The organism is Sphingomonas sp. DC4900 (assembly GCF_049896485.1).
Taxonomy (GTDB): Bacteria; Pseudomonadota; Alphaproteobacteria; order Sphingomonadales; family Sphingomonadaceae; genus Sphingomonas; species Sphingomonas aquatilis.
Genome location: NZ_JAFCUK010000009.1, coordinates 30978 through 57023 on the forward strand (window position 1 = coordinate 30978; position 26046 = coordinate 57023).

A 26046-nucleotide genomic window follows, 5' to 3' on the forward strand; every position below is an offset into this window, starting at 1 on the left:
TGGCGGAAGGACTGCGCGCGCCTATAGACGCAAGGCCTCGCTTTTCGCAATCGCAACAACCGCCGGCATCAGCCCGCGCAGCGCGTTTCCGACGAAAAATTGCCCGCCGAGGTCCTCCGGCGACACATTCGCCTCCACCGCCCGCCCCGAATCGATCAATCCTGACCGCAGCACGCCGGGCAGCAGGCCGAGCGCCAGCGGCGGCGTGCGCAGCGGTCCGTTGCCGACGCCGATGAACAGCGAGGTGAAGCTGCCTTCGGTCAGCAGCCCGTCGGGGCGCACGAACACCACCTCGTCCGTCCCCGCCGCGGCCCGCGCCGCGTCGTAGAAGCCGCGGTCGCTCGTCTTGTGCCGCAGCCGGAAATCGCTTGGATCGACCGGCAGCGGCACCACCGCCACGCGCAGCGGCGCGGCGAAGGGCGCGGGCATTGCCGCCACCTCGATCGCGGTCGCGCCGCTCTGCGCCAGCAGCAGTCGCACCCGCGCGGGGCCGCGCAACCGAAAGGTCGCCGCCTGCAGATCGTTGCGCGTGCCGTGCCGGTCGAAGCGGAAGCCCAGCGCCCTGGCGCTCGCGGTCAGCCGCGCCAGATGCGCCTCCAGCAGCGGCAACCCCTCGTCGGGATCGAACGCCATCGTCTCAATGAGGTCGAGCGGCGCCTGCCCGCGCGTCACGAACGCGCCCTTGGCGAGGCATTCGGCATATTCCTCGTCGACCCGGCTGTCCGCGACCACGCCCGATCCCAGCCCCAGCGTCGCCACCTCGGCCCCCGCCGGCACCGCCAGCGTACGGATCGCCACGTTGAACTCCGCATCGCCCTGCGGATCGATCCGCCCGATCGCGCCGGTATAGATGCCGCGCGCCTCGGGCTCGACCGCCGCGATCACTTCCATGCTGCGCTGCTTGGGCGCGCCGGTGATCGACCCGCACGGGAACAGCGCCGTCAGCACGTCCACCGCATCCGCCCCGTCCGCCAGCGTCGCGGTGACGGTCGACGTCATCTGATGCACCGTCGGATAATGCTCCACCCGGAACAGCTCGGGCACCGCGACGCTGCCCGCCCGCGCCACGCGCGACAGGTCGTTGCGCATCAGGTCGACGATCATCAGATTTTCGGCGCGCTGCTTGGGATCGCCGGCAAGCGCGTCCGCCAGCGCCGCATCCTCGGCTGGCGTCTCCCCCCGCGCCGCCGTCCCCTTCATCGGCCGGCACATGAGCGCATCGCCCTCCAGCGTGAAGAACAATTCGGGCGACAGCGACAGCAGGTGACGCTCGCCGGTCGCCACCAGCGCTCCATGGCCCGCCGCCGCCTCGCGCCGCAGCCGCGCGTACAGCGCCGCCGGATCGCCCGCGATCGCCACGTCGGTGCGGATCGTCAGGTTCGCCTGATAGATATCGCCCGCCCGGATCAGCGCCGCCACCGCAGCAAAGGCGGCATCATAGGCCGCGTGGGTCTCGCGCGGCCGCGGCGCACTCGCCCAGGCGCCAGCCGGATCGGGCAACAGTTCCGCGACCGCCGTTGCGCTCAGCGTACGATACCCCTCGAACAGCCCGAACCACAGCAACGGCCCGTCGCCCTCGCGCACCGGCACCGCACGCGCCGCCAGCGCCGCCCCCGCCTCATAGGTCAGATAGCCCGCCGCATGCAGACCCCGCCGCCGCGCGCCACGCAGCCGTGCCAGCGCCGGCAGCACCGCCTCGCGCGTCGCGGCGACGACGACCTCGACCGGATCGGTATAGAGCCGCGCACCTGCCCCCCCGTCCCGGGCATCATCCAGCAATACGAAGGGCGCAGATATCATCGCGGCCCAAATGCACAGGCGATGCCGCCGGGTGCAAGCGACGATTGCCGCCCCAGCCCCACGCGCCTATCTCTTTGGGCATGACCGATACGCCCCCCCTACGCGCCGCGATCATTCAGGTGACGCCCTTCCAGCAGAATTGCACGCTGATCTGGTGCACCCAGACGATGAAGGCGGCGATCGTCGATCCGGGCGGCGACTTGCCCCGTATCAAGGCCGCGGTCGCGCAGGCGGGCGTCACGGTCGAAAAAATCCTGCTCACCCACGGCCATATCGACCACGCGGGGGAGGCCAAGCCGCTCGCTGACGAGCTGAACGTACCGATCGAAGGCCCGCACGAGGCCGACCGCTTCTGGCTCGCCCGCCTCGACGACGACGGCAAGAATTACGGCATGGCCGGCGTCACCTTCGAACCCAACCGCTGGCTGGTCGAAGGCGACACGGTGAGCGTCGGCAACTTGCAGCTGGACGTCTACGAAACCCCCGGCCACACCCAGGGCCATGTGATCTTCCACCACGCGCCCTCGAAATTCGCGCAAGTGGGCGACGTCTTGTTCCAGGGCTCGGTCGGCCGCAGCGACATGCCCGGCGGCAACCACAAGCAATTGATCGAAACCATCGTCACCAAGCTCTGGCCCCTGGGCGACGACACCACCTTCATCCCCGGCCACGGCAACCCGAGTACGTTCGCCCATGAACGCGCCAACAACATGTTCGTCAGCGATCGGGCACTGGCGGCGTAGGGGAGCGGCGAGGCTGTCGGCACCGGAGAGCATCGTCCGCTTCCGCACGTGCGTGACCTCTGCGAAAATCCCTTCGTCATGCCGGACGTGTTCCGGCATCCACCGTGCCGCAAGGGCGTAAGACGTTGATTTCGCTGAGGTCCCTCACTTGGGGCCATTCGCAAATGACGAAAGAGGGAGGCAATGGGAAAGCGATCAGCCGTTCCTCACCGCGACGACGAACTGGAGCGCCTCAGTCTCGGGGGGCTTCAGGCGGAGCTTGAGCGGTCGCGCGTCCGTGGGAGCATCGCCCCGTCCGCTAAAATGAAAAAGCTGTGGGACAAACGCGTCCATTGGCTGGAAGCCGAGATCGCTCGGCGCGACTGAAAGTCGGCTTCTCGCCACTTTTCGCCCTGGAGGGAGCCTTCCTACATATCGGTCGTTCCCGAAGCGTGATCGTTCCCGTTTTTCCGTCTCCGATCAGACGTTTCGGGAAAGCGCAATCGGGAACGGATTTCGGGAATGCAGACCCTGCATGTGTCCGTCAGCGCGATCGGCGAGTCTGCTTCCTGTTGGAGGTTCGTTTTCGGGAACGCAGCAAGAGTGTCGATTAGTCTCTAAATCAGGCTGATGGCATAGGCTTGGAATTCCGTATCGCGGGTCCAGCCTGCTTTTTCATACACTGATTGTGCAACAACATTAGCCACAGCAGTCGAAAGCGACAGCCGCGACGCTCCGACCGCTCGGCCATATTCGCAAGCTGCATTCAGCAGCGCTCGACCTGCCCCGGTGCGGCGAGCAGCGGGGGACACAAATAGATCATTAAGAATGAACGTCCGCGCCATTCTCGTCGACGAGAATGATGGGAATAGCTGAGTGAAGCCGACTGCTTGATCTACATCGCAAGCAACAAAGACTATTGATTGTTGGTGCTCAAAACGATCTTCTAGAAATGCTCGTGCGCCATCAGGATCGGAAGCTTGTTTATAGAACTGTCGGTAGGCGTCGAACAACGGAACCAATGCATCTAGATCATTGATAGTAGCCTGACGAACGATCAACGACGCTGCCTCCTTCAACAACCTCATCGTCACCCTATGTCCCGCGCGCGTGGGCCATGGCAATCTTTAATCTGAGATACCTCAAGCACCAGCATTCTCAGAACACCATCGTTTTCAGGAAAGCAGGCGCCGCGCCTTGCGCGCTCAGGCACAACTATCCCGTCATGAGGCGAACCGCCACCGCTCTTGCGAACGGCGCCGCCTCGCAAGCGTCACGCCGGCGCTGTCCTACACGCCCCGGCTCGTGTATACCCACGCCATGCACAATCCCCGCCCGCTCGCCACCCGCCCCTTCGGGCGGTTCGCGGGGGTGCGTTTCGGGCGATTACGTATCGTCCACTTCGTCCACTTCCGCGGCCCCGAATCGCCCCGGAGCCGTCGCGAATCAGACGGTCGGCGCGCCGTCGATCGGCACGACCTCCATCACCGGCGCGGCTTCGTAGCTGTAGGCGATCGTCATGCCCCACAGCGCGAGGCCGACCAGGATCACCCACGTCAGCACCGCGCCGCCCGCGCGCCACGGGTTGGGGGCGGGGCGGTCCATGCCGAGGGCATGGGCGATCCGGCCTGCGACGAACAGGCCGCCGGTGATCGCCAGCCAGCGCGGCGATCCGCCCGCCGCCTCGATCAACGCCATCAGGATCAGCACGAACGGCGTATACTCGACGAAATTGGCCTGGGCGCGGGTGCGGGCGAGCAGGCGCTCGTCGCCGCCATCGCCGATCAGCACCTTGCCCTTCAGTCGCAGCTGCACGATTCGCATCGCCAGCACGACATTGCCGATTCCGGCGGCGGCGGCGACGGTGAGCGTGACGGGCAACAGCATCGGCGTAAGACTCCACGGACGGGCCGTGCCGTGATGCCTTGCGCCCGCCAAGCTTGCAACAGCGCGGAAATTCGCTATAGGCCCGCGCTTCGCGATGCGTCCGGTTCTCGGTGGCGTCCGGCGGTCGGCGCCTTGCCGATGGCTGGATCGTGCCGTACGGGGCATCTGATTTCGTACGTCGATTTTAGAACAAGGTGCCGAAATGGCCGTCCCCAAGCGAAAGACCTCTCCCTCGAAGCGCGGCATGCGCCGTGGCCACGACTCGCTCAGCGTCGCGGCGTTCCAGGAGTGCCCGAACTGCGGCGAACTGAAGCGTCCGCACAACCTGTGCACCGCCTGCGGCCATTATAACGGTCGCGAGATCGTCTCGGTCGAGGGCTAACGCCCTCTTTACCCACTGGATACACGCGCAACCATGCCCGACACTTCCTGGATCGCCGTCGATGCGATGGGCGGCGACGAGGGGCTGGCGGTCATGCTGGCTGGCGTCGCCGCGGCACGCCGCCGGTTCGAGGGCATGCGCTTCTTCTTGGTGGGTGACGAGGCGAAGGTGGCGGAGGGGCTGAAGGCCCATCCCAACCTCGCCCATGCCAGCGAGATCGTCCACGCCCCCGAAACCGTGGGGTCGAGCGACAAGCCGAGCCAGGCGATCCGCCGGTCCAAGACCACGTCGATGGGCATCGCCATCGATCTGGTGAAACAGGGTCGCGCCGGCGCCGCCGTGTCGTCGGGCAACACCGGCGCGCTGATGGCGATGGCGAAGCTCGCGCTGCGCACGCTGCCGGGCATCGATCGCCCCGCGCTCGCCGCGCCGCTGCCGACGCTGGGCGACAATGACGTCGTGATGCTCGATCTCGGTGCGAATACCGAGGTGGATGCGCGCAACCTCGTCCAGTTCGCGGTGATGGGTGCGGCCTATGCGCGCACCATCCTCGATCTCGACAGCCCCCGTGTCGCGCTGCTCAACATCGGCAGCGAAGACCAGAAGGGCACCGACGAGATTCGCGACGCCGCCGCCGTGCTGCGCGGCCAGACGCATCTGCCGCTGACCTTCACCGGCTTCGTCGAGGGCAACCAGCTTGCCCGTGGCAACCACGACGTCATCGTCTGCGACGGTTTCGCCGGCAATATCGCGCTCAAGACCGCCGAAGGGACGGCGCGCTTCGTCGCCGATCTGCTCAAGCGCGCCTTCCGCAGCTCGGTCCGCTCGAAGGTCGGCTTCCTGATCTCGCGTCCGGCGACCGAGCTGCTGCGCGATCACCTCGATCCCAACAATCACAATGGCGCGGTCTTCCTCGGGCTCAACGGCATCGTCGTGAAGAGCCACGGCAGCGCCAATGAACGCGGCGTCGCGACCGCGATCGGCAATGCCGCCAAGATGGTGCGCGCCGACCTCACGCGCCGCATCGCCGACGACCTCGGCAATTTCGAGAAAAAGGCAGTCCACGCATGATCCGCTCGGTCGTTCTCGGTACGGGTTCGGCCCTTCCGGAACAGCGTGTGTCGAACGCCGATCTGGCGGAACGACTCGACACCAGCGACGAATGGATCGTCGAGCGGACCGGCATCCGCTTTCGCCACATCGCCGGCCCGCACGAAACGACTTCGACGCTCGCCACGGCGGCGTGCCGCGCCGCGATCGAGGCGGCGGGGATCGCCGCGCAGGACATCGACCTGATCGTCCTCGCCACCGCGACCCCCGACCAGACCTTCCCGGCGACCGCGACCAAGGTGCAGGCGATGCTCGGCATCGACGATTGCGTCGCCTTCGACGTCGCGGCGGTCTGCTCGGGCTTCCTCTATGCGGTGCAGGTCGCCGATTCGATGCTGCGCACCGGCGTCCATCGCCGCGCGCTGGTGATCGGCGCCGAAACGTTCAGCCGCATCCTCGATTGGGAAGACCGCACCACCGCCGTGCTGTTCGGCGACGGCGCCGGCGCGATCGTGCTCGAGGGGCAGGAGAGCGAGGCCGAGGGCGGTCGCGGCATCCTCGCCACGCGCCTGCACGCTGACGGGCGTCACAACGAACTGCTCTATGTCGATGGCGGTCCGTCGACCACGGGCACCGTCGGCAAGCTGCGCATGAAGGGCCGCGAGGTGTTCCGCCATGCCGTCGTCAATCTGGCGTCGGTGTTGCAGGAATCGCTGGACATCGCCGGCCTGACGCCGTCGGCGGTCGATTGGGTCGTGCCGCACCAGGCCAACGCCCGCATTCTCGAGGCGACCAGCCGCAAGCTCGGCCTGCCGGCGGAGAAGGTCGTCGTGACCGTCGATCGCCACGCCAACACCTCCGCCGCGTCGGTGCCGCTGGCGCTCGACACGGCGACGCGCGATGGGCGCATCCAACCGGGCCAGATTGTGGTATTGGAGGCCATGGGCGGCGGCTTCACGTGGGGAGCTGCGGTCCTGCGGATGTAATCCGCCATTTTGAGCAGTTTTTCGTGCAAGCGTTTCCACGCCGTGTAACAAAGTCACTTTCGGACATGTCTGTGCTGGTGTAGCTCCCTCCAAGGGGCTGTTTTGACAGATTGGAGTGGGAAACGTGTTGATGACACCGGTGGGCACGTTGACGCGAGCGGATCTGGCCGAAGCCCTGCATCGCCAGGTGGGACTGGCGCGATCGGACTCGGCGCGCTTGGTGGAACAGATTCTCGGCGAGATGTGCGAGGCGCTGTCGCGCGGCGAGAACGTCAAGATTTCGGGGTTCGGCACCTTCGTGCTGCGTGACAAGGGCGAACGGATCGGCCGCAATCCGAAGACCGGGGTAGAGGTGCCGATTGCACCGCGGCGGGTCCTCACCTTCCGCGCCAGCCAGATGATGCGCGACCGCATCGTCGCGGCCAGCTGACCCGGATGGTCTCCCGCACCGACAAGGCGCGCGGAGCGTTTCGAACGATCGGCGAGGTTTCGGCGGAAACCGGCCTCGCCCACCATATCCTGCGCTATTGGGAAACGCGCTTTCCCCAGCTCAGGCCCGTCACGCGCGCGGGCAACCGGCGCTATTACCGGCCAGAGGACGTCGCGCTGGTCCGCCGCATCGATACGCTGCTCAACCGGCAGGGCTATACGATTCGCGGCGTCCAGCAACTCCTCGCCGATACGGATCGCGCGCCGCCGCCAGCGCCCGCCGACGAACAGGCGGACCTGACCGCCATGCTGCTCGCGATCCGCAACCGCATCGCCGATGCGTTACGGCAGGACGAATCGCTCACGCCTCGGTGATGGCTCGGCGTTTGGGGAACAGGCCATCGCGCAGCAGCGATGCGGCCTGGTCGGCCACCGCGGCAATGTCGCGATCCTCGCTCCACACGCCGTACCGCAGGCCCAAAAATACGTTCATTCCCATGATCGCCCAGGCGTGAACATCATCCACATCCCCCCGCACCTCCCCCCGCGCCGCCGCGGCGCGTAGTCGCGCTTCGATTCGTTCCGCCGTAGAGGCGTAGTGGGCGCGGAAACTGTCCGAATCGACGAATTCGGCCTCGTCGATGATGCGATAGATTTCCTTGTGGTCGCGGACGAAGCCGATGAATTCGGCAAGCCCCGCCCGTTCCGCCGCCAGCCCATCCGGCGCCGCGCGCACCGCTGGGGCGACATGATCGCGGACCTGCGCCGACATGTCGGTGACGAGCGCCCGGAACACCGCGTCCTTCGAATCGAAATAGGTGTAAAAGCTGCCGAGTGCGATGCCGGCGCGACGCGTGATGCCGCTGATCGACGCATCGTGAAACCCGCGCTCGCCGAACTCCACCGCCGCCGCATCGAGCAGCGCGCGCAGCGTCCGTCGTCCCCGCGCTGTCCGCGGTGTCTTGGCGGTGGTGGGTGAATCGGCACTGTCGGCTGCGTCTGCCGCTGCTTCGGTCATAATCGTTCCTCCCCCAAAGACCGAAGTTGAAACCCGGTTCAGGTTTCAGTATAGCGGGTGCAAGAGGGCGTACAAGCCGGGTCTACCGGGCTGACGCCGATCAGGAGGGGAAAGCTATGAACCGGCGTGCATCCACGATCCTCAAGCTCGGCGCGAGTGCCGCGGCGCTGCTGGCGACGCCTGCGATGGCGCAGACGGCCCCGGCCGACGCCCCGCAGAGCGCCGCCGCCGAAACGGCGCCCGATACCAGCGCGACGCCTCCCCAGGACAATGGGGACATCGTCGTCACCGCGCGCCGCCGGTCCGAAACGCTGCAAAGCGTGCCGATCGCCGTCACCGCGTTCAGCGCGGACAAGCTCGACAAGATCGGTGCGGTCGACCTGACCGACATTCAGAACGTCACCCCCAACACCACGCTGAAGACCGCCCGTGGCTCCAACTCGACGCTCGCGGCCTTCATCCGCGGTGTCGGCCAGCAGGATCCGGTGCCGGGGTTCGAGGCGGGCATCGGCATCTATCTGGACGACGTCTATCTCAACCGGCCGCAGGCGGCGGTGCTCGACATATATGACGTCGACCGGATCGAGGTGCTGCGCGGGCCGCAGGGCACGCTCTATGGCCGCAACACGATTGGTGGCGCAGTGAAATATGTCACCAAGCGGCTGCCGAACGAGACCGAGCTGCGCGTGAAGGCGAATTACGGGTCGTTCGATCAGGCGGATGGCATCGTCGCGCTCTCGACGCCGATCGGCGACATGTTCAAGGTCGGCGTGGCCGGTGCGCGGCTGAGCCGGGGTGGCTTCGGACGCAACACCAACCTGAATATCGACAATTACAACAAGGACATCTGGGCGGGTCGCGGTACGATCGAGTTCGAAAGCCCGGATACGCGGCTGTTCGTGCGGATCACCGGCGACTACACCCACGACCTCAGCAATCCTCGCAATGGCCACCGCCTGATCCCGGGCCTGCTGTCGGGTGCGCCGGTGCTTGCCAACGTGTTCGATACGCGCGCCGGGCTGAACTTCCCCAAGCAGGACATTCGGGCGGGCGGCCTGTCGATGACCGCGAATGCGCAGCTGACCGATCACCTGACGCTGCGCAGCATCAGCGCGTGGCGCAAGGACACGAGCTTCACGCCGATCGACTTCGATTCGCTGCCCGCGACCGACGTCGATGTGCCGGCGGTCTATCGCAACGAGCAGACCAGCCAGGAATTCCAGCTGCTCTATGCGTCCGAAAAGCTCAACGGTCTGGTCGGCTATTACTACCTCGGTGCGAAAGCGGCGACGGGGTTCGGGGTGCTGCTGTCGACGACGCTGCCGGGGTTCGACGCCTATACCGCGGGCGACGTGCGGACCGAGACGTCGTCGATCTATGGCGACTTCACCTATGATTTCACGCCGCAGTTCAGCCTGTCGGTCGGCGGCCGCTACACGTGGGACCAGCGCAACGCCTTTGTCTTCAAGGCAAATTACATCGGCCTGACCAGCGAGTTCGGCGGCACGCCAACCCCATTCGGCGCTCCGGCGACGAATTTTCGCGGCATCGCCAATTTCAAACGCTTCACGCCGCGCGTGTCGCTGAGCTTCAAGCCGGCGCCCGATCATCTGCTGTATGCCTCCTATTCGGAAGGCTTCAAGGGCGGCGGTTTCGATCCGCGCGGGTCGGGCACGTCGGCGCCGATCAGCAATCCGGCGGCGGGGCGGACGTACCAGGATATCTACAATTACCTGCTGTTCCGCCCGGAGACCGTCACCAGCTATGAGGCGGGGTATAAAGGCGCGGCGTTCGACCGGCGGCTGACCTGGGCGCTGGCGGGTTTCTATGCCGATTACACCGATGTGCAGGTGCCCGGCTCCGTCGGCTGTCTGCAGAACGGGGTACAGAGCTTCTGCGGCATCACCACCAACGCCGCCAAGGCGCGGATCAAGGGCATCGAGCTGGAAAGCACCGCGGTGCTGGCGCGCGATTTCGCCGGGATCGGGTCGTCCGTGGCGCTCAACGGGGCGGTGGGGTATATCCACGCCCGCTACCGCACCTTCATCGGCCCGACCGGAGTCGATGTCGCCAATGTCCGCGTGTTCCAGAACACGCCCGACTGGACGGCGAGCGGCACGCTGACCGGCAATGTGCCGCTGGGCGATGGCCTCGTCACCGCCAATTCGACCGTGTCGTATCGCAGCCTGACGCACCAGTTCGAGACGGCGAGCCCGTTCCTCGACCAGCCGGGCTATACGTTGCTGGATGCGGGGCTGACCTATGCGTTCGGCGAGGGGCGGCGGTACACGATCGGCGTGTACGGCAAGAACCTGACCGACGTGCGCTACAAGACCAGCGGGTATCAGTATATCCGGTCGGACATTGCGGGGACGCCGATCCCGGATGCGGCCGGCAAGCCCTTCCCGACGCTGGGCAAGGAGGGCGTTGCGACGGCCTTCTACGGCAATCCGCGGCAGGTGTTCGTGAGCGTCGGGGCGAAGTTCTAAGGTTCGCAATGTCCCTCCGTCACCCCCGGACTTGTTCCGGGGTCCACCGGGCCGCATGGGGACGGCAAGAGGCTCCGGCCTCCCCCCTCGCCGCAGAGTGGACCCCGGAACGTGTCCGGGGTGACGGGTGGGCGGGGCTAGCGCGCGGGAATACCTATGCATGCCATGACACCCACCCCCCGCTACCGTGCGCTCGTGCTGGCGATGCTGCTGGTCGTCTACACGTTCAACTTCCTCGACCGGCAGATCCTCGGCATCCTGGCGGCGCCGATCAAGGCGGACCTGAAGCTGACCGACACGCAGCTGGGGCTGCTGGGCGGGGCGGCGTTCGCACTGCTCTATTCGACGCTCGCCATTCCGCTGGCGCTGGTCGCCGACCGGACGAGCCGCAGCTGGGTGATCACGATCAGCCTGGCGGTATGGAGCGGTTTTACCGCGCTGTGTGGGTTCGCGACCGGTTTCTGGCAGTTCTTTGCGTTCCGCCTGGGCGTCGGCGTGGGGGAGGCGGGGGGCGTTGCGCCGTCCTACGCGATGATTTCGGATTACTTCCCGCCGCATCAGCGCGGGCGGGCGCTGTCGATCTATTCGCTGGGCATCCCGATCGGGCTGGCCGCGGGGGCGCTGCTGGGCGGGATATTGGCGGCGCACGTCGATTGGCGCTGGGCGTTCATCGTCGTCGGGCTGGCGGGCGTCGTCATTGCGCCGGTTTTCCGGCTGGTGGTGCGCGAGCCGGCGCGTGGGGCGTTCGATCCCGCCGCGGCGACCGAGCGCACGTCGGTGTGGACGGTGTTCGGCATCCTGGCCGCCAAGCCGAGTTTCTGGCTGCTGAGCTTTGCCGCGGCGTTCAGTTCGCTGTGCGGCTATGGCCTCGCCTTCTGGGTGCCATCCGTCCTGATCCGCTCGTTCGGGTTCAGCTTGCTGACCGCGTCGCAATATATCGGGTCGCTGCTGCTGATCGGCGGCACGATCGGCGTGTTCGCGGGCGGGTGGCTGGCCGATCGGATGGGCGGGCGCGATCGCGGGGTCTATGCCAAGCTGCCCGCGGTGGCTTGGGCGATCACCGTGCCGCTCTATGCCGCGGGGCTGATGAGCGGATCGCCGGCGCTGTCCTGGTTCCTGTTCCTGATCCCCAATGGGCTCAACATCCTGTGGCTGGGGCCGGTGACGACCGCGGTCCAGCATCTGGTGCCGCCGCCGATGCGCGCGACCGCCTCGGCCAGCTTCCTGCTGATCAACAATCTGATCGGGCTGGGGCTGGGGTCGACAATCATGGGGCGCGTGTCGGACGCGATGACCGCGGCGTACGGAGCGGACGCGCTACGCTATGCGACGGTCTATGCGCTGGGGTTTTACGTCGTCGCGGCGGGGTTGATGCTGTGCGCGGTGAAGCCGCTGCGGCGCGACTGGGTGGGGTGAGAAAGAGCCGTGTCCGTCATTCCCGCGAAGGCGGGAAGCCAGACGCGCTGACGGCGGCGATGGAGCCGCGACGTCAGAGGTTATGGATTCCCGCCTTCGCGGGAATGAAGGGGTGGGGTGTGGCGCAGTTGCGCCTTGTAGGACAGGCCCTGCCAGATTGTCGTGTAATGTGAGAATGTTGGACGTGCCGGCGTCCAACACCCCTTTCGTCATCCCGGCGAAGGCCGGGATCCATGGACAGCGCGCCATGGGCGTTGGTGCGCCGCCGTTGCCGCTCCGCCTCCATGGATCCCGGCGTTCGCCGGGATGACGGAGAGAGGGTTAGCGTTCGCGCGTTGCCGCGAATCTTACCTTCGAATAGCGGTCGGCGATGTAGCCGACTTCCCAGGCGCTTTTGGCGAGGAAGACGGGGTTGCCGTCGCGGTCCTTGGCCATCGCCGAGCGGTTGAGGTCGGTGAAGGCCTTGAGGTCGGCGGGGTCCTGCGCGGAGACCCAGCGCGCGGTTTCGAAGGGGGCGGGTTCGAGGCCCGCGGCGACCTTATATTCCACCTCCAGGCGGCTGAGCAGCACTTCGAGCTGGAGCTGGCCGACGACGCCGATGATCCAGTTGCTGCCGATTTCGGGGTAGAAGACCTGCGTCACGCCCTCTTCGGCCATGTCGTCGAGCGCCTTGCGCAGCTGCTTGGTCTTGGTGGGGTCCTTGAGCTGGACGCGACGCAGGATTTCGGGCGCGAAATTGGGCAGGCCGGTGAAGCGGACGTCGGCGCGCTCCGACAAGGTATCGCCCACGCGCAGCGTGCCGTGGTTGGGGATGCCGATGATGTCGCCGGGGAAGGCCTCGTCGGCGACTTCGCGATTCTGTGCGAAGAACAGGATCGGCGAATGGACCGCGATCGGCTTGCCGTGGCCGGTGGGGGTCAGCTTCATGCCGCGTTTGAAGGTGCCCGAACACAGCCGCATGAAGGCGATGCGGTCGCGGTGGTTGGGGTCCATGTTCGCCTGCACCTTGAAGACGAAGCCGGTGACTTCGTCGTTGTCCGGTGCGACGGGCGCAGGTTCGGCAGGCTGCGCGCGCGGCGGCGGGGCGTGCTCGGCGAGCGCGCCGATCAGTTCGGCGACGCCGAAGTCCTTGAGCGCGGAGCCGAAATAGACCGGTGTCAGGTCACCGTTGCGATAGGCCTCGCCGTCGAATTCGGCGTAGCCCGCCTGGGCGAGTTCGATCTCTTCCGCCCAGCGGTCGGACAGTGTGGGGTCGGCCTCGGTCTTGCCGAGGAAGGCGCGGCTGTCGCCTTCGGGGCGGCTGATCGTGTTGGTGGTGAGGTCGAGCACGCCCTCGAACTCGCCGCCCATGCCGACAGGCCAGCTCATCGGCGCGACGTCGAGCGCGAGCATGTCGGCGATCTCGTCGAGCAGTTCGAAGACGGGGCGGCCTTCGCGATCGACCTTGTTGACGAAGGTGATGATCGGCACCGAGCGCAGGCGGCAGACCTCGAACAATTTGCGCGTCTGCGGCTCGATCCCCTTGGCGGCGTCGATGACCATGACGGCGGAATCGACCGCGGTCAGCGTGCGATAGGTGTCTTCGCTGAAGTCTTCGTGGCCCGGCGTGTCGAGCAGGTTGAAGGTTATGCCGTCGCGTTCGAAGGTCATCACCGACGAGGTGACGGAGATGCCGCGCTGCTGCTCGATCTTCATCCAGTCCGATCGCGCGCGGCGGTTTTGCCCGCGCGCCTTCACTTCGCCGGCGAGATGGATCGCGCCGCCGAAATAGAGCAGTTTTTCGGTAAGCGTCGTCTTGCCCGCGTCGGGGTGGGAGATGATCGCGAAGGTGCGGCGGGGGGAGGTCACAGGCAGTCTCGGGCGGCTGCGCGGGCCGATTCGGCACCGCGGAAGTGGACGAAGTGGACGGTACGTAAGTGTCGAAAACGCCCTCCGCGACGGGCCCGCCGGGTGAGGGGCGGGGTGCGGCGGGCATGGGTCATGCGGGCCCTTTGCCAGATTTGTGGCGTGTAGGACAGAGGGGGGTGGGAAAGGGGACGTTCGTAACCTCAGGTTTATGGCAGCCTGATATACCGCTGATGATGACATGGATCATGCGGCTCATTCAAATATGTAGCTGGGTTGCGCTGGCGATATGCGGACTTAGCGCAGCTTTTTGGATCGTATTGGTTTTCGTGATCCCAGACCCGGCGTGTTTCAAGTGGGGCGCCGTTGATTATGCTGCAATTTTGATCGGGCTGTATTGGCTCTTATTGGCAGTCTCCGCATTTACGAGGTTGAATAAACCACGCCTTTCCGCAATTGTTTTAGCCTTCGCACTTTTGGGAATATGGTCGAGCCTTCTAATCTATAAGCTCCCACAGACACGCGTTGAATGTGACGGTACGGTGTGGCCGGCGGGTACAGCCTGATAAGTAGCGGAAGCGGGCATTAGAGAAATTTCGCAACAGCCAGCCCCCTCAATCGATCCGCATCGCTTCTGCCGCCAGGGCTTCCGCCTCGATCAGCAGCGCGTCGTCGGCGGAGCCGGTCGAGACCTTTTCGCGGCCGATCAGGGTGAGGACGGGGACGGCGAGCGGGGTGATGCGGTCGAGGTCGACGTGGAGCATCGTGTCGGCGGCGCGGTCGAGCAGATGGGCCAGGCGGCCGACGTCGGTCATGCGGGCGCGGGCGTCGTCCCAGGCGGCTTGCAGCAGCAGGTGCGTGGGTTCGTATTTGCGCAGCACGTCATAGATGAGGTCCGTCGAGAAGGTCACCTGGCGACCGGTCTTGCGCTTGCCGGGGTGCTGGCGTTCGACGAGGCCGCCGATGACCGCGACCTCGCGGAAGGCGCGTTTGAGCAGGTGGCTCTGCTGCACCCAGTCGACGAATTCGTGTTCGAGGATGTCGGGGCTGAACAGCGCGGCGGGGTCGGTGATCTTTTCCAGACCGTAGCAGGCGAGCGCATAGTCGTTGGCGACGAAGCCTAAGGGTTTGAGCCCCTCCGCCTCCATGCGGCGGGTGACGAGCATGCCGAGCGACTGGTGCGCGTTCCACCCTTCGAAGCTGTAGGCGACCATGTAATGCCGGCCTTCGCGCGGGAAGGTTTCGACGAGCAGCTGGCCGGGACGGGGGAGGGCGGAGCGTTTCGCCTGGAATTCCAGCCAGTCGCGCACGTCGGGCGGGAAGCGATGCCATTGCTCCGGTTCGGCGAGGAAGTGGCGGACGCGAGTGGCGAGGTTGGTCGACAGCGGCATGCGGCTGCCGCCGTAGGTCGGGATGCGCGCGGGTTTGGACGACGCGCGGACGATGAGATCTTCGGTGTCGATGCTCTGCACTTCGCAGGACAGGCCGGCGAAGAAGAAGGTGTCGCCGGGGCTGAGCTGCGCGGCGAAGCCTTCCTCGACCTTGCCGAGGTGGCGGCCGTTCTTGAAGCGGACGTTGAGCATCGTCGCCTCGACGATGATGCCGGCGTTGAGGCGGTGCTGCGTCACGAACCTGGGGTGGCTGACGCGCCACAGGCCGTCGGGGTCCTGCGTCAGGCGCTTGAAGCGATCGTACGCCTTCAGGCTGTAGCCGCCGTCGCTGATGAAGTGGAGCACGCGGTCGAACGTTTCGTCGTCGAGCGCCGAATAGGGCAAAGCGGAGCGGATTTCGTCGAGCAGCGCGGCCTGATCGAACGGCGCGGCGCAGGCGAGCGCCATGACATGCTGAGCGAGGACGTCGAGCGCGCCGGGGCGGAAGATGTCGGGGTCGAGTTCGCCCGCCTCCACCGCGTCGAGCGCGGCGCGGGCTTCCAGATATTCGAAGCGGTTGCCGGGGACGAGGATGCCTTGCGAGGCTTCGTCGAGGCGGTGGTTGGAGCGGCCGAGGCGCTGGAGCAGGCGCGATGATCCCTTGGGCGCGCCCATCTGGATGACGCAATCGACATTGCCCCAGTCGACGCCGAGGTCGAGGCTGGCGGTGGCGACCAATGCGCGCAGGCGGCCCGACGCCATCGCGCCTTCGACCTTGCGGCGCGCTTCGAGCGCGAGGCTGCCGTGGTGGACGCCGATCGGCAGGCTGTCGGTGTTCACCTTCCACAGATCCTGGAAGATCAGTTCGGCGAGGCTGCGGGTGTTGCAGAAGATGATCGAGGTGTCGTGCGCCTCGATCTCCGCCATCACCTGTTGCGCGGCATAGCGGCCCGAATGGCCGGACCAGGGCACGCGGTCTTCGGGGAGCAGGATGGTGATGTCGGGATCGGCGCCGGCTTCACCCTGGATCAGCGCGACCTCACCGATGTCGCCGTCGGGGGCGAGCCAGGCGCGATAGCCGTCGGGGTCGGCGATCGTGGCGGAGAGGGCGACGCGGCGTAAGGCAGGGCTGATCCTTTGCAGGCGCGCCATGCAGAGCGAGAGCAGGTCGCCGCGCTTGCCCGTCGCGAAGGCGTGGACTTCGTCGACGACGATCGTCTTCAGGCCGGCGAACATCGTGACGCTGTCGGGATAGCTGAGCAGCAGCGACAGCGATTCGGGCGTGGTGAGCAGGATCTGCGGCGGCTTCACCCGCTGGCGTGCCTTGCGGTCGCTGGGGGTGTCGCCGGTGCGGGTTTCGACGCGGATGTCGACGCCCATCTCGTCCAGCGGGGTGACGAGGTTGCGCTGGATGTCGACGGCGAGCGCTTTCAGCGGCGAGACGTAGAGGGTGTGGAGGCCTTCCGTCGGCTGCTCGATCAGCTCGGCGAGCGTGGGGAGGAAGCCGGCGAGCGTCTTGCCCGCGCCGGTGGTGGCGACGAGCAAGGCGTGGCGGCCGGCGCGGGCCTCGCGCAGCATGTCGAGCTGGTGGCGGCGGGGGTGCCAGCCGCGGGAGGCGAACCAGTCGGTCAGCGGCTGGGGGAGGTCCATCATGGTGTATGTAGGGTGGCGTCGGGCCGCTTCCATCCTTTCGTCACCCCGGACTGGTTCCGGGGGCCACTGGGCCGCCGGGGGGCAAGAGGCTCGAACCATCCCCCTCGCCGCGGAGTGGACCCCGGAACGAGTCCGGGGTGACGAAGAGGGGTTGGACGGGACACCGCGAGCCATCTGGCGCGTAGTAGCGGGATGGCACGATTGGGCGACTGGCTGGAACCGCACCCGCACGGGATCTACGTGAAGCCCGCCGATGCGTGGATCGATCCGTCGGAGCCCGTGGCCAAGGCGCTTGTGACGCATGGCCATGCCGATCACGCGCGCGGCGGGCATCAGGCGGTGTGGGCGACGCCGGAGACGCTGGCGATCATGGACGCGCGCTACGGGCCGCAGGCGGGCCATCCCGTCGCCTATGGCGAGAGTATTTGCTTGGGGGAGGTCGAGGTCGGCTATGTCCCCGCGGGCCATGTGCTGGGGTCGGCGCAGATCGTGCTCGATTATCGCGGCGAACGGGTGGTCGTGTCGGGTGACTATAAGCGCCGACCCGATCCCACGTGTGCGGCGTTCGAGCCGGTGCAGTGCGATGTGTTCGTGACCGAGGCGACGTTCGCGCTGCCGGTGTTCCGCCATCCCGATACCGGCGACGAGATCGACAAGCTGATCGACCGCCTGCACGCCAATCCCGATCGCTGCGTGCTGGTGGGGGCCTATGCGCTGGGCAAGGCGCAGCGGGTGATCGCCGAGCTGCGCGAGCGCGGGCACGAAGCGCCGATCTACATCCATGGCGCGTTGCAGCGCTTGTGCGACCTGTATGCCGAACATGGCGTGCGATTGGGCGAGCTGTTGCCGGTCGCCGATGCGAAGAAGGCGGACATGGCGGGGCATGTGGTGATGTGCCCGCCGGGTGCGCTGAACGACCGATGGTCGCGGCGGCTGCCCGATCCGATCACCGCGATGGCGAGTGGCTGGATGCGGGTGCGCCAGCGCGCGCGGCAGAAGAACGTCGAGCTGCCGCTGATCCTGTCCGACCATGCCGATTGGGACGAACTGACGGAGACGCTGACCGAGATCGCGCCGCGCGAAGTGTGGGTGACGCATGGCCGCGAGGAGGCGCTGGTCCATTGGTGCGAGCAACGCCAGATGAAGGCGCGTGCGCTGGCGCTGGTCGGGTTCGAGGACGAGGACGATTGATCCACTTGCGATCTACATGCATGGTAATATAACTGTGCATATAGATTGGGGAGGCGGAGAATGTCTGGTGACGTCATCAGCGAACGCGGGCTGCTGTTCCTAGGCAGCCGCATGCGGCGATTGGGCGAACGGATGCAGGCGGACGTCGCCCGCGTGATCGAACAAGCCGGGTTGCCGCTCCAGCCCAGCCATTATCCGCTGCTCGCGACGCTGGACCGCGAAGGGCCGATGACCATCGGTGCGATGGCCCAGTCGCTGGGCCTCAGCCAGCCGGCGGTGACCCGCAGCGTCGCGCGACTTGCTGAGCTGGGTTTAGTCGCAACGACGAAGGTCCATCGCGATCAACGCCACAAGACGGTCGCGCTCACCGAGCAGGCACAGGCCGTGCTGGCGCAGTCGGCGGCGACCGTCTGGCCGCGCGTCGAGGCAGCGGTGGCGGAGGTGTGCGGCGATGGCGCACGGCCGTTGCTCGCCCTGCTGGCGAGGCTGGAGCGGGGACTCGATGACGCATCGCTCGACCGACGCGCGCCGATGCTGACGGTGCTGCCGTTTTCCGACGACCTCGCCCCGGCGTTCCACGACATCAACGCACAGTGGATCGAGACGATGTTCACGCTCGAACCGACCGATCGCGAGGTGCTGGAACAGCCGCGGGCGCGCATCATCGCGCCAGGTGGCGATATCCGCTTCGTCGCCGCGGAGGGGCTGGGTGTCGTGGGGGCGTGTGCGTTGCAGAAGACCGGGGAGCGCCGCTTCGAATTGACCAAGATGGGCGTCCTGCCTGAAGCGCGCGGACGCAAGGCGGGCGAGTTCCTGTTACGCGCGATGATCGCGCGTGGGGCCGAGTTGGGCGCGGAAACGCTGTACCTGCTGACCAACGCGCGCTGTGCGCCGGCGATACATTTGTATGAGAAGGTCGGCTTCGTGCATGATGCCGAAATCATGCGCGATTATGGTGGCCGCTATGCCCGCTGCGATGTGGCGATGCGGTATCGGTTCCCGGAATAGGGCCGTCGATCCAGACCGGAAGAGGGCCTGCCGGCGGCGCAATTGCCTACCCCGTCATGCCGGACTTGATCCGGCATCCCGCTTCTCTCTTGGCGACGACGTAAGAAGCGGGACCCCGGCTCACGGCCGGGGTGACGGAAGAGGGGTGGCGCCGGTTGCGTGACGGGGGCGGGTGGATCAGGCGAACTGGTCGGAGAGGTCGCGCCAGTTGGGGTTGCCCCGTTCGATCAGGGCGATCTTCCAGTCGCGGTGCCAGCGTTTGAGGCGCTTTTCGTGGGCGATGCAGTCGGCGATCGCGTCGCTGCGTTCGGCCCAGACGAGGCGGTGCAATCCGTAGCGGCGGCAGAAGTCCGATCCGTCGCCGGTGCGATGCTGGTGGATGCGGGCGGCGAGATGCGCGGTGACGCCGACGTACATCGTGCCGCGGTAGCGGTCGCTCATGATGTAGACCCAGCCGCCGCGGTCGTGTGCCATGCGGGGATGGTGCGAACGGGCCAGTGATGAGTCAAGATCGGATGGTTTTATGGGGCGTGTGTTCGACTGAAGAAGGGAAGAAGCGGGACCCCGGGTCGAGCCCGGGGTGACGAAGGGGGGCTTAGTTGGTTTGCCGGCTGGGAGGCTCGCTCGCGATTTGTCCCCGGCTTCTCCCCCCAAACGTCACCCCGGCCTTGAGCCGGGGTCCCGCTTCTTCCGCAGTCGAGGAAGGCTAGGTGGGGTTAACCCCCCAACGCCCGCGCGCGGCGGCGTTGTACCGAGCTGCCGATGCCCATCGCTTCGCGGTATTTGGCGACGGTGCGGCGGGCGATGTCGAAGCCTTTGGCCTGGAGCAGCTCGACCAGTGTGTCGTCGGACAGGATCTTGGCGCCCTCGCCGGCGATGAGTGCGCGGATTGCGCTCTTCACCGCTTCGGCCGACACCGCGTCACCGCCGTCGGCGGCCTGGATCGCGCTGGTGAAGAAGTATTTGAGTTCGAAGACGCCGCGCGCGCAGCTTAAGTATTTGTTGCTCGTCACGCGGCTGACGGTCGATTCGTGCATCTCGATCGCCTCGGCGACCTTGGCGAGCGTCATCGGTTTGAGGTGCGCGACGCCTTGCAGGAAGAACGCCTCCTGTTGCTTCACGATCTCGGTCGCGACCTTGATGATCGTGCGCTGGCGCTGGTCCAGCGCCTTGATGAGCCAGTTGGCGGAGGCGAGCGCGTCCGACAGCCAGGCCTTGGACGTCTTGTCCTGCGGGCCGTGGCTGAGTTCGTGATAATAGCGGCGGTTGACGAGGACGCGCGGCAGCGTCGCGGCGTTGAGTTCGATGCCCCAGCCCGCCTTGGTCTTCATCACGAACAGGTCGGGGGTGACGGCGGGCGCGGGTTCGCCGCCGTAGCGGCAGCCGGGCTTGGGATCGTAGCTGCGCAGCTCGCGGATCATGTCCGCCATGTCCTCGTCGTCGACGCCGCACATGCGCTTGAGGCGGGTGAGCTCGCCGCGCGCGAGCAGATCGAGATTGTCGATCAACCGCGCCATGCAGGGATCATAGCGGTCCGCCTCCTTCGCCTGGAGCGCGATGCATTCGGCGAGGTCGCGCGCGCCGACGCCGGTGGGATCGAGCGTCTGGATCTGCGCGAGGACGCGTTCGACGCGGGCGAGCGCGGTGCCGAGGCGATTGGCGATGTCGAGCAGGGGGACGGTAAGGTAGCCCGCCTCGTCGATCTGGTCGATCAGATGCTGGGCGATGAACCAGTCGGGTCCGTCGATGACCGCACCGGCCTGAGCGAGCAGATGGTCGGCGAGGCTCTTGTCGCCTTCCGCAAACGAATCGAAATCGATGCCGTCTTCGCCACCGATGCCGCCGCCACCCGATCCGCCGTTGAGGCTCAATGCCCCGTCGAAGCCGCCGCCGCCGTCGGCGACGCTGTCCTGCTGGTGGCTTTCGGTGGCGTAATCGACGTCGAGCGGATCGGCCTTGGCGGCACCGGTGACGAGGTCGTCGGCACCGGCCGGTTCGTCCCGCTCGATGCGTTCGGGGCGGACGATCTCTTCGGTCTGCGCGGCTTCGAGCAGCGGGTTCTTCTCGATCTCTTCGGCGATGAAGCCTTCGATTTCGAGGTTGGACAGCGCGAGCAGCTTGATCGCCTGCTGCAGCTGCGGCGTCATCACCAGCGATTGCGACTGGCGGATGTCGAGGCGCGGGGCGAGGCTCACAGCTCCCTCTCCCTTTGGGAGAGGGAGGGAGCCGCTGAAAGCGGCGGAAGGGTGAGGGTAGAAAGAGGCGCAAGCGTTTCGCACTCACCCTCACCCCGCGCCGCTGCGCGGCTTGCCCCTCTCCCAGAGGGAGAGGGGAAGAGGGCGAGCTCCGCTACCATAACCCTACAGCGAGAAGCCCTCGCCGAGGTACAGGCGGCGGACGTTGGCGTCGGCGACCAGTTCTTCCGGGCTGCCGGCGAACAGCACGCGGCCGTCGTAGATGATGTAGGCGCGGTCGACGATGTCGAGCGTTTCGCGGACATTGTGGTCGGTGATGAGCACGCCGATGTCGCGGCGCTTCAGGTCCTTCACCAGATCGCGGATGTCGGCGATCGAAATGGGGTCGATGCCGGCGAAGGGTTCGTCGAGCAGCATGATCGACGGATCGGCGGCAAGTGCGCGGGCGATTTCGGCGCGGCGGCGCTCGCCACCCGACAGCGCCATGGCGGGACTGGTGCGCAGGCGGGTGAGGCCGAATTCGTCGAGCAGTTTGTCGAGCTTGGCGGGGCGCTTGGACTTGTCGGGTTCGGAGAGTTCGAGGACCGCGCCGATGTTCTTTTCGATCGACAGGCCGCGGAAGATGCTGGTTTCCTGTGGCAGATAGCCCAGGCCCAGGATCGCGCGGCGGTACATCGGCAGGCGGGTGATATCCTCGCCGTCGAGCATGATGCGGCCCGAATCGGGCTTCACCAGCCCCATCACCGAATAGAAGCAGGTCGTCTTGCCCGCGCCATTGGGGCCGAGCAGGCCGACCACCTCGCCGCGGTCGACCGAGACGGAAACGTCGGTGAGGACGACGCGCTTGTCGTAGGATTTGGCGATCGAGATCGCCTGCAGGCCGCGGTTGGCGGGCGCTTCGTGGATCGCTTCGGCGGTCTGAAGGTCGGTCACGGCGTCCATCGGCTGATGCCTCGCATCAAAGGGTTAGTAGAGCGTTGCGCGTTGGCAAGCTTCGTGCATGCGGGGCACGTCATGGCGCGGGGAGCGCGCGGAGGGAAGCCCCCTTGCGATGGGTGGGGGCGGGTCGGTGCCAAGTCCTCCCTCGCGTAGCGGGGGAGGGGGACCGCTCGGCGCGAGCCGAGTGGTGGAGGGGGCGTTGCCACATACGCGACGTTCGCCGTTGACCTCCCCCTCCGTCACCGCCTTCGGCGGCGCCACCTCCCCCTGGCGGGGGAGGACTTTTGGGGGGTCAGTTGCGCTTCGGGACCGAGAAGGTGCCCGTCACGCGGCCGTTGGGGGCGGCGCTAGTCGTCGCGCCGGGGGCGCCGGCGGATCCGCGGACCGAGGAGCCGTCGATCACGGCGCGGCCGGTGTCGAGGTTGATCGTCAGGCGGCCGCCGTTGACGGTATTGCCGCCCTGCGTCAGCGTGACCGCGCCGAGCATCGTGATGACGCGGCGGTTGAGATCGTAGATGGCATATTGCGCCTTGGCGGTCTGGTCCGGGCGCTTGACCGTGACGCCGCCGCTCGCGTCGAGGCGCGAGACCTGCGGGTTTCCGCCGATCACCTGGCCCGTATAGAACACCGTCATGCGCGCCGCGGTGAGCGTCATTTCCGCCTGGCGGACATTGACGTTGCCCGACAGGACCGCGCGATTCGCCTTGTCCTGCAATTCGATCGTGTCCGCGCCGAAATCGATCGGCGCATTCGAATTGTGCGCGGTCTGCGCGGCCAGAGGGGCGGCCACAGCGAGGACGGCAGGGATGAGGAAAGGGAGCGCGCGCATGGGCGGCTATTTCGTCCTTCCCGGCACGATCCGCAAGCGGGCATTGCCGGTGAGCCGCACGGTGCGATCGTCGAGGTTCGCGTTCAGGCGATCGGCGCTGAAATTCCCTTGCGTGACGGTGCCGGTGACCTTGCCGTCGCTCTGCATCGTCTTGGATTTCAGATCGATAGTCGCGTCGCTGGTATCGAGGCGATAGTTGTTGGGCCCGCGCACCGCGATCGGCCCGTCGACCTTCATCTGTTCGGTCTTGAGGTCGTAGCGCCCCTGATCGGCGCGCAGCGTTGCCGGGCCGTCCTGCAGTTGCAGATCGGCGGCCATGCGGTTGATCTCGACGATCGGGACGCTGCTGCTCTGCTGCACCGCCGAGCCGGCGTTGAGCGTGAACGCCTGCCCCTTGTCGTCTTGCCCGCGATAGGTCGCGGCCTGCAGCTTCATGCGTTCCTTGGCGACCTCGACCTTGTTCTTGTCGAGCACGAAGGAGACTTCGTTGCTGGCGGTCAGCGGCGCCATGACGAGGAAGGCGGCGAGCACGCCGATCGCGATCGGCAGCCCGCTGTTGAGCAGGGTGATCAGCCGGTCGTGGCGGCTGCCGGGCGCGGCCCAGCGCTGGCGTGCCGTCCGCACGCGCGCGAAGCCTTCGCCGTTGGCCGCCATCGACTCAGGCATGCGCAAAGATGTCGATTTCGGGCCAGCCGGCAAGATCGAGCGCGGCGCGAGTCGGCAGGAAGTCGAAACACTGCTGCGCCAGCTCCATGCGGCCTTCGCGGATCAGGCGGCGGTCCAGCTCGGTCTTCAGGCGGTGAAGGAAGCGGACGTCGCTGGCCGCATAATCCTTTTGCGCGTCGCTGAGCTCGGGCGATCCCCAGTCGGACGACTGCTGCTGCTTGCTGAGTTCCTGCCCCAGCAGTTCGCGGACCAGTTCCTTCAGGCCATGGCGATCGGTGTAGGTGCGGATCAGGCGCGAGGCGATCTTGGTGTCGTACGCGGGCGCTGCGACCACGCCGAGATAATGCTGGACCGCGGCGATGTCGAACCGGCCGAAGTGATAGAGCTTGAGGCGTGCCGGATCGGCGAGCACCGCCTTCAGGTTCGGTGCGGCATAGTCGCTGTCGGGGCCGAAGCGCACCAGATGTTCGTCGGGGCCACCATCGGACAGCTGCACGACGCACAGGCGATCGCGGGGCGTGATGAGGCCCATGGTTTCGGTGTCGACGGCGATCGATGCGCCGGGAGCGAAGACGTCGGCGGGGAGGTCTTCCTCGTGGAAGTGAACGGTCATGCCGCAGCCCTACGCGGCTCCGCGGCGCGGCTCAACGATTAACATTGTGTCACCGAAACATCGCGATACGCGCGCACCACAGCGATAAACGTGCTGTGGCGGCCACAATGGGCAAGTATCGGCACGACTTGCCCCCAAGATACGACGAATTTGTTCGCGGGGACTTGTAATGTGCGCTATGGCAGGTCCCAAGGCGCAATAGGTTTGGCGCCCGGAGGCTCGCGTTCGTCGTCCGGCGCACGGGTTCTTCGACGGATTGGATGCGGGCGAACCGGGAAGACGAATAGGGTTATGAGTTACGACAAAGGTGGCCGCGGCAATCGTGGCGGACGTGGTCGCGACAAGCGCGACGGTTTCGGCGGCGACGATTTCGGTGGCGGCAGCAGCTACGGCGGCGGCGGCTTCGGTGGCGGCGGCTTTGGCGGCGGTGATCGTGGCGGCTTCGGCGGTGGTGGCTTCGGTGGCGGCGGCTTCGGCGGCGGCGACCGTGGCGGCTTCGGCGGCGGCGGCGGTGGTTTCCGTGGCGGCGGCGGTGGTGGCGGCTTCAGCGGCGGTGGCCGCGGCATGCCCCCGCAGGTCGTCGGCGAAGGCACCGGCGTGGTCAAGTTCTTCAACGCGCAGAAGGGCTTCGGCTTCGTCGTCCGTGATGACGGCGGCGAAGACGTGTTCGTCCACATCTCGGCGGTCGAGCAGGCGGGCCTCAGCGCGCTTGCCGAAGGCCAGCCGCTCGGCTTCACGCTGGTCGACCGCGGTGGTCGCATCTCGGCGACCGAGCTGAAGATCGACGGCGAGCCGATGGCGGTGACCGAGCGCGCCCCCCGCGAGCCGCGTGAAGGCGGCTTCGGCGATCGTGGTCCGCGCGCTGGCGGCGCCGGTGGCCCGCAGCGCCAGCTGACCGGTGAGAAGGCGACCGGCACGGTCAAGTTCTTCAACGCGATGAAGGGCTTCGGCTTCATTCAGCGCGACGATGGCCAGCCCGACGCGTTCGTCCACATCTCGGCCGTCGAGCGCGCCGGCATGGGCACGCTGAACGAAGGCGACAAGCTGCAGTTCGAACTCGAGGTCGACCGTCGTGGCAAATATGCCGCGGTGAACTTGTCGCCGGCTTCGTAATCGTCCCGATTCGCTAATGTGAAAGGCCCGGCCCTGCGATCCGCAGGTGCCGGGCTTTTTGCGTTTCGGGGGCGGAGCGTGGGCAATGTGGAGGCCGATCTGGTGTTCGGCGCGACTGCCGTCCCGGCCAGGGCCCACGGCTGATTGCATTCGGCCCGTTGGCTTGGTCCTCCCCCCTCGCGAGGACGTTCGCATGCCGCAGGCATGACGGAGGGGGAGTGGGGTAGCGCTCTGCTATCCAAAACGCTCCTGTCCTCCCCCTCCGTCACCGCCTTCGGCGGTGCCAGCGCCTCGGGTCGATCATGCCCCCGGCATGATCTTGAACGGCCGGGGGCCGTTCATCCCGATGCGCCCTGGCGGGGGAGGACTGCCGGTCTGTTGGCACTGTCGATCGAGCCGGGTTCATCACATCGGAAGGGTCGCCACGGGCAGAGCAAGGCCTTTG

At 66.7% G+C, this 26046-nt stretch carries 23 protein-coding genes; 11 read left to right on the forward strand and 12 right to left on the reverse strand.

What is annotated here, in order from left to right; genetic code table 11:
* Positions 1 to 21: 21 nt before the first annotated feature.
* The gene (pabB, locus tag ACP690_RS11380; RefSeq protein WP_426261222.1) at positions 22 to 1800 is read right to left on the reverse strand and encodes an aminodeoxychorismate synthase component I; all 1779 of its coding nucleotides are present in this window, start codon (positions 1798 to 1800) and stop codon (positions 22 to 24) included.
* 80 nt (positions 1801 to 1880) lie between these two features.
* Here pabB and ACP690_RS11385 point away from each other — a divergent pair, with 80 nt between their 5' ends.
* On the forward strand, positions 1881 to 2543 hold the full coding sequence (locus tag ACP690_RS11385) for an MBL fold metallo-hydrolase (RefSeq protein WP_426261221.1): 663 nt from the start codon (positions 1881 to 1883) through the stop codon (positions 2541 to 2543).
* Positions 2544 to 3139: 596 nt separating this feature from the next.
* Here the strand turns inward: ACP690_RS11385 and ACP690_RS11390 are convergent.
* Together ACP690_RS11390 and ACP690_RS11395 are read right to left on the reverse strand one after the other, a co-directional pair.
* Complete coding sequence (locus tag ACP690_RS11390) at positions 3140 to 3610, reverse strand: GNAT family N-acetyltransferase (protein WP_426261220.1); 471 nt, start codon at positions 3608 to 3610, stop codon at positions 3140 to 3142.
* Positions 3611 to 3968: 358 nt separating this feature from the next.
* Positions 3969 to 4409 carry an MAPEG family protein gene (locus ACP690_RS11395; protein ID WP_017977280.1) on the reverse strand — a complete coding sequence of 147 codons (441 nt, stop codon included), beginning with the start codon at positions 4407 to 4409 and terminating at the stop codon, positions 3969 to 3971.
* A 202-nt stretch (positions 4410 to 4611) separates the two neighbouring features.
* On the opposite strand from ACP690_RS11395, the gene rpmF reads away from it, so the two are divergent.
* From rpmF to ACP690_RS11420, 5 genes are all read left to right on the forward strand, one after another.
* Positions 4612 to 4791: a 50S ribosomal protein L32 gene (rpmF, locus tag ACP690_RS11400; RefSeq protein WP_017977281.1), complete on the forward strand. Its 180-nt coding sequence runs from the start codon at positions 4612 to 4614 to the stop codon at positions 4789 to 4791.
* A 33-nt stretch (positions 4792 to 4824) separates the two neighbouring features.
* Positions 4825 to 5862 carry a phosphate acyltransferase PlsX gene (plsX, locus tag ACP690_RS11405; protein ID WP_017977282.1) on the forward strand — a complete coding sequence of 346 codons (1038 nt, stop codon included), beginning with the start codon at positions 4825 to 4827 and terminating at the stop codon, positions 5860 to 5862.
* Complete coding sequence (locus tag ACP690_RS11410; protein WP_426261219.1) at positions 5859 to 6827, forward strand: beta-ketoacyl-ACP synthase III; 969 nt, start codon at positions 5859 to 5861, stop codon at positions 6825 to 6827. Before plsX ends, ACP690_RS11410 begins: the two co-directional genes overlap by 4 nt.
* A 130-nt stretch (positions 6828 to 6957) precedes the next feature.
* On the forward strand, positions 6958 to 7257 hold the full coding sequence (locus ACP690_RS11415; RefSeq protein WP_331360932.1) for an integration host factor subunit alpha: 300 nt from the start codon (positions 6958 to 6960) through the stop codon (positions 7255 to 7257).
* A gap of 5 nt (positions 7258 to 7262) precedes the next feature.
* Positions 7263 to 7631, forward strand: coding sequence for a MerR family transcriptional regulator (locus ACP690_RS11420; RefSeq protein ID WP_426261218.1), 369 nt, complete (start codon positions 7263 to 7265; stop codon positions 7629 to 7631).
* Here the strand turns inward: ACP690_RS11420 and ACP690_RS11425 are convergent.
* Positions 7618 to 8274, reverse strand: a complete 657-nt coding sequence (locus tag ACP690_RS11425) for a TetR/AcrR family transcriptional regulator (RefSeq protein ID WP_294216562.1) — start codon at positions 8272 to 8274, stop codon at positions 7618 to 7620. The genes ACP690_RS11420 and ACP690_RS11425 overlap by 14 nt on opposite strands.
* A 116-nt stretch (positions 8275 to 8390) precedes the next feature.
* Here ACP690_RS11425 and ACP690_RS11430 point away from each other — a divergent pair, with 116 nt between their 5' ends.
* Entirely contained in the window at positions 8391 to 10763 is a 2373-nt protein-coding gene (locus ACP690_RS11430; protein WP_426261217.1) for a TonB-dependent receptor, read from the forward strand.
* 156 nt (positions 10764 to 10919) lie between these two features.
* The gene (locus ACP690_RS11435) at positions 10920 to 12179 is read left to right on the forward strand and encodes a spinster family MFS transporter (protein ID WP_426261216.1); all 1260 of its coding nucleotides are present in this window, start codon (positions 10920 to 10922) and stop codon (positions 12177 to 12179) included.
* A gap of 321 nt (positions 12180 to 12500) precedes the next feature.
* Here ACP690_RS11435 and ACP690_RS11440 read toward each other — a convergent pair whose 3' ends face one another.
* The gene (locus tag ACP690_RS11440) at positions 12501 to 14027 is read right to left on the reverse strand and encodes a peptide chain release factor 3 (protein ID WP_426261215.1); all 1527 of its coding nucleotides are present in this window, start codon (positions 14025 to 14027) and stop codon (positions 12501 to 12503) included.
* Positions 14028 to 14638: 611 nt separating this feature from the next.
* Entirely contained in the window at positions 14639 to 17047 is a 2409-nt protein-coding gene (locus tag ACP690_RS11445; protein WP_426261214.1) for a ligase-associated DNA damage response DEXH box helicase, read from the reverse strand.
* A 192-nt stretch (positions 17048 to 17239) separates the two neighbouring features.
* Between ACP690_RS11445 and ACP690_RS11450 the strand changes: the two genes are divergently transcribed.
* Complete coding sequence (locus ACP690_RS11450; RefSeq protein ID WP_426261213.1) at positions 17240 to 18238, forward strand: ligase-associated DNA damage response exonuclease; 999 nt, start codon at positions 17240 to 17242, stop codon at positions 18236 to 18238.
* A 60-nt stretch (positions 18239 to 18298) separates the two neighbouring features.
* Positions 18299 to 19246 (forward strand): bifunctional helix-turn-helix transcriptional regulator/GNAT family N-acetyltransferase, encoded by a 948-nt coding sequence (locus ACP690_RS11455; protein ID WP_426256481.1) that lies wholly within the window; start codon positions 18299 to 18301, stop codon positions 19244 to 19246.
* 177 nt (positions 19247 to 19423) lie between these two features.
* On the opposite strand, the gene ACP690_RS11460 is transcribed toward ACP690_RS11455, so the two are convergent.
* The 6 genes from ACP690_RS11460 to ACP690_RS11485 form a co-directional block, all read right to left on the reverse strand.
* The gene (locus ACP690_RS11460) at positions 19424 to 19720 is read right to left on the reverse strand and encodes a GIY-YIG nuclease family protein (RefSeq protein ID WP_426256482.1); all 297 of its coding nucleotides are present in this window, start codon (positions 19718 to 19720) and stop codon (positions 19424 to 19426) included.
* A 242-nt stretch (positions 19721 to 19962) separates the two neighbouring features.
* Entirely contained in the window at positions 19963 to 21441 is a 1479-nt protein-coding gene (rpoN, locus tag ACP690_RS11465) for an RNA polymerase factor sigma-54 (RefSeq protein WP_426261212.1), read from the reverse strand.
* Between the two features lie 165 nt (positions 21442 to 21606).
* Positions 21607 to 22383, reverse strand: a complete 777-nt coding sequence (gene lptB, locus ACP690_RS11470) for an LPS export ABC transporter ATP-binding protein (RefSeq protein WP_043061280.1) — start codon at positions 22381 to 22383, stop codon at positions 21607 to 21609.
* 289 nt (positions 22384 to 22672) lie between these two features.
* A complete protein-coding gene (locus ACP690_RS11475) occupies positions 22673 to 23209 on the reverse strand; it encodes an LptA/OstA family protein (RefSeq protein WP_017977296.1) in 537 nt (178 codons plus the stop codon).
* A gap of 6 nt (positions 23210 to 23215) precedes the next feature.
* Entirely contained in the window at positions 23216 to 23875 is a 660-nt protein-coding gene (gene lptC, locus ACP690_RS11480) for an LPS export ABC transporter periplasmic protein LptC (RefSeq protein ID WP_426261211.1), read from the reverse strand.
* On the reverse strand, positions 23868 to 24488 hold the full coding sequence (locus ACP690_RS11485; RefSeq protein ID WP_043061250.1) for a ribonuclease D: 621 nt from the start codon (positions 24486 to 24488) through the stop codon (positions 23868 to 23870). The genes lptC and ACP690_RS11485 overlap by 8 nt, the downstream gene beginning before the upstream one ends.
* A 291-nt stretch (positions 24489 to 24779) precedes the next feature.
* Here ACP690_RS11485 and ACP690_RS11490 point away from each other — a divergent pair, with 291 nt between their 5' ends.
* A complete protein-coding gene (locus ACP690_RS11490; RefSeq protein WP_024310419.1) occupies positions 24780 to 25601 on the forward strand; it encodes a cold-shock protein in 822 nt (273 codons plus the stop codon).
* Positions 25602 to 26046 lie beyond the last annotated feature (445 nt).

Excerpts from the sequence above, each read along its gene's own strand:
- ACP690_RS11460 (WP_426256482.1), bottom strand. The coding sequence starts at position 19,720 with ATGGCACACGACCGCGGCGGCTGGGTCTACATCATGAGCGACCGCTAC.
- ACP690_RS11455 (WP_426256481.1), top strand. The coding sequence starts at position 18,299 with ATGTCTGGTGACGTCATCAGCGAACGCGGGCTGCTGTTCCTAGGCAGC.
- ACP690_RS11435 (WP_426261216.1), top strand. The coding sequence starts at position 10,920 with ATGCATGCCATGACACCCACCCCCCGCTACCGTGCGCTCGTGCTGGCG.
- ACP690_RS11410 (WP_426261219.1), top strand. The coding sequence starts at position 5,859 with ATGATCCGCTCGGTCGTTCTCGGTACGGGTTCGGCCCTTCCGGAACAG.
- lptC (WP_426261211.1), bottom strand. The coding sequence starts at position 23,875 with ATGCCTGAGTCGATGGCGGCCAACGGCGAAGGCTTCGCGCGCGTGCGG.
- ACP690_RS11485 (WP_043061250.1), bottom strand. The coding sequence starts at position 24,488 with ATGACCGTTCACTTCCACGAGGAAGACCTCCCCGCCGACGTCTTCGCT.
- lptB (WP_043061280.1), bottom strand. The coding sequence starts at position 22,383 with ATGGACGCCGTGACCGACCTTCAGACCGCCGAAGCGATCCACGAAGCG.
- ACP690_RS11420 (WP_426261218.1), top strand. The coding sequence starts at position 7,263 with ATGGTCTCCCGCACCGACAAGGCGCGCGGAGCGTTTCGAACGATCGGC.
- plsX (WP_017977282.1), top strand. The coding sequence starts at position 4,825 with ATGCCCGACACTTCCTGGATCGCCGTCGATGCGATGGGCGGCGACGAG.
- pabB (WP_426261222.1), bottom strand. The coding sequence starts at position 1,800 with ATGATATCTGCGCCCTTCGTATTGCTGGATGATGCCCGGGACGGGGGG.
- ACP690_RS11385 (WP_426261221.1), top strand. The coding sequence starts at position 1,881 with ATGACCGATACGCCCCCCCTACGCGCCGCGATCATTCAGGTGACGCCC.
- ACP690_RS11490 (WP_024310419.1), top strand. The coding sequence starts at position 24,780 with ATGAGTTACGACAAAGGTGGCCGCGGCAATCGTGGCGGACGTGGTCGC.
- ACP690_RS11395 (WP_017977280.1), bottom strand. The coding sequence starts at position 4,409 with ATGCTGTTGCCCGTCACGCTCACCGTCGCCGCCGCCGCCGGAATCGGC.
- ACP690_RS11445 (WP_426261214.1), bottom strand. The coding sequence starts at position 17,047 with ATGATGGACCTCCCCCAGCCGCTGACCGACTGGTTCGCCTCCCGCGGC.
- ACP690_RS11475 (WP_017977296.1), bottom strand. The coding sequence starts at position 23,209 with ATGCGCGCGCTCCCTTTCCTCATCCCTGCCGTCCTCGCTGTGGCCGCC.
- ACP690_RS11425 (WP_294216562.1), bottom strand. The coding sequence starts at position 8,274 with ATGACCGAAGCAGCGGCAGACGCAGCCGACAGTGCCGATTCACCCACC.
- ACP690_RS11415 (WP_331360932.1), top strand. The coding sequence starts at position 6,958 with ATGACACCGGTGGGCACGTTGACGCGAGCGGATCTGGCCGAAGCCCTG.
- rpmF (WP_017977281.1), top strand. The coding sequence starts at position 4,612 with ATGGCCGTCCCCAAGCGAAAGACCTCTCCCTCGAAGCGCGGCATGCGC.
- ACP690_RS11430 (WP_426261217.1), top strand. The coding sequence starts at position 8,391 with ATGAACCGGCGTGCATCCACGATCCTCAAGCTCGGCGCGAGTGCCGCG.
- ACP690_RS11450 (WP_426261213.1), top strand. The coding sequence starts at position 17,240 with ATGGCACGATTGGGCGACTGGCTGGAACCGCACCCGCACGGGATCTAC.
- ACP690_RS11390 (WP_426261220.1), bottom strand. The coding sequence starts at position 3,610 with ATGAGGTTGTTGAAGGAGGCAGCGTCGTTGATCGTTCGTCAGGCTACT.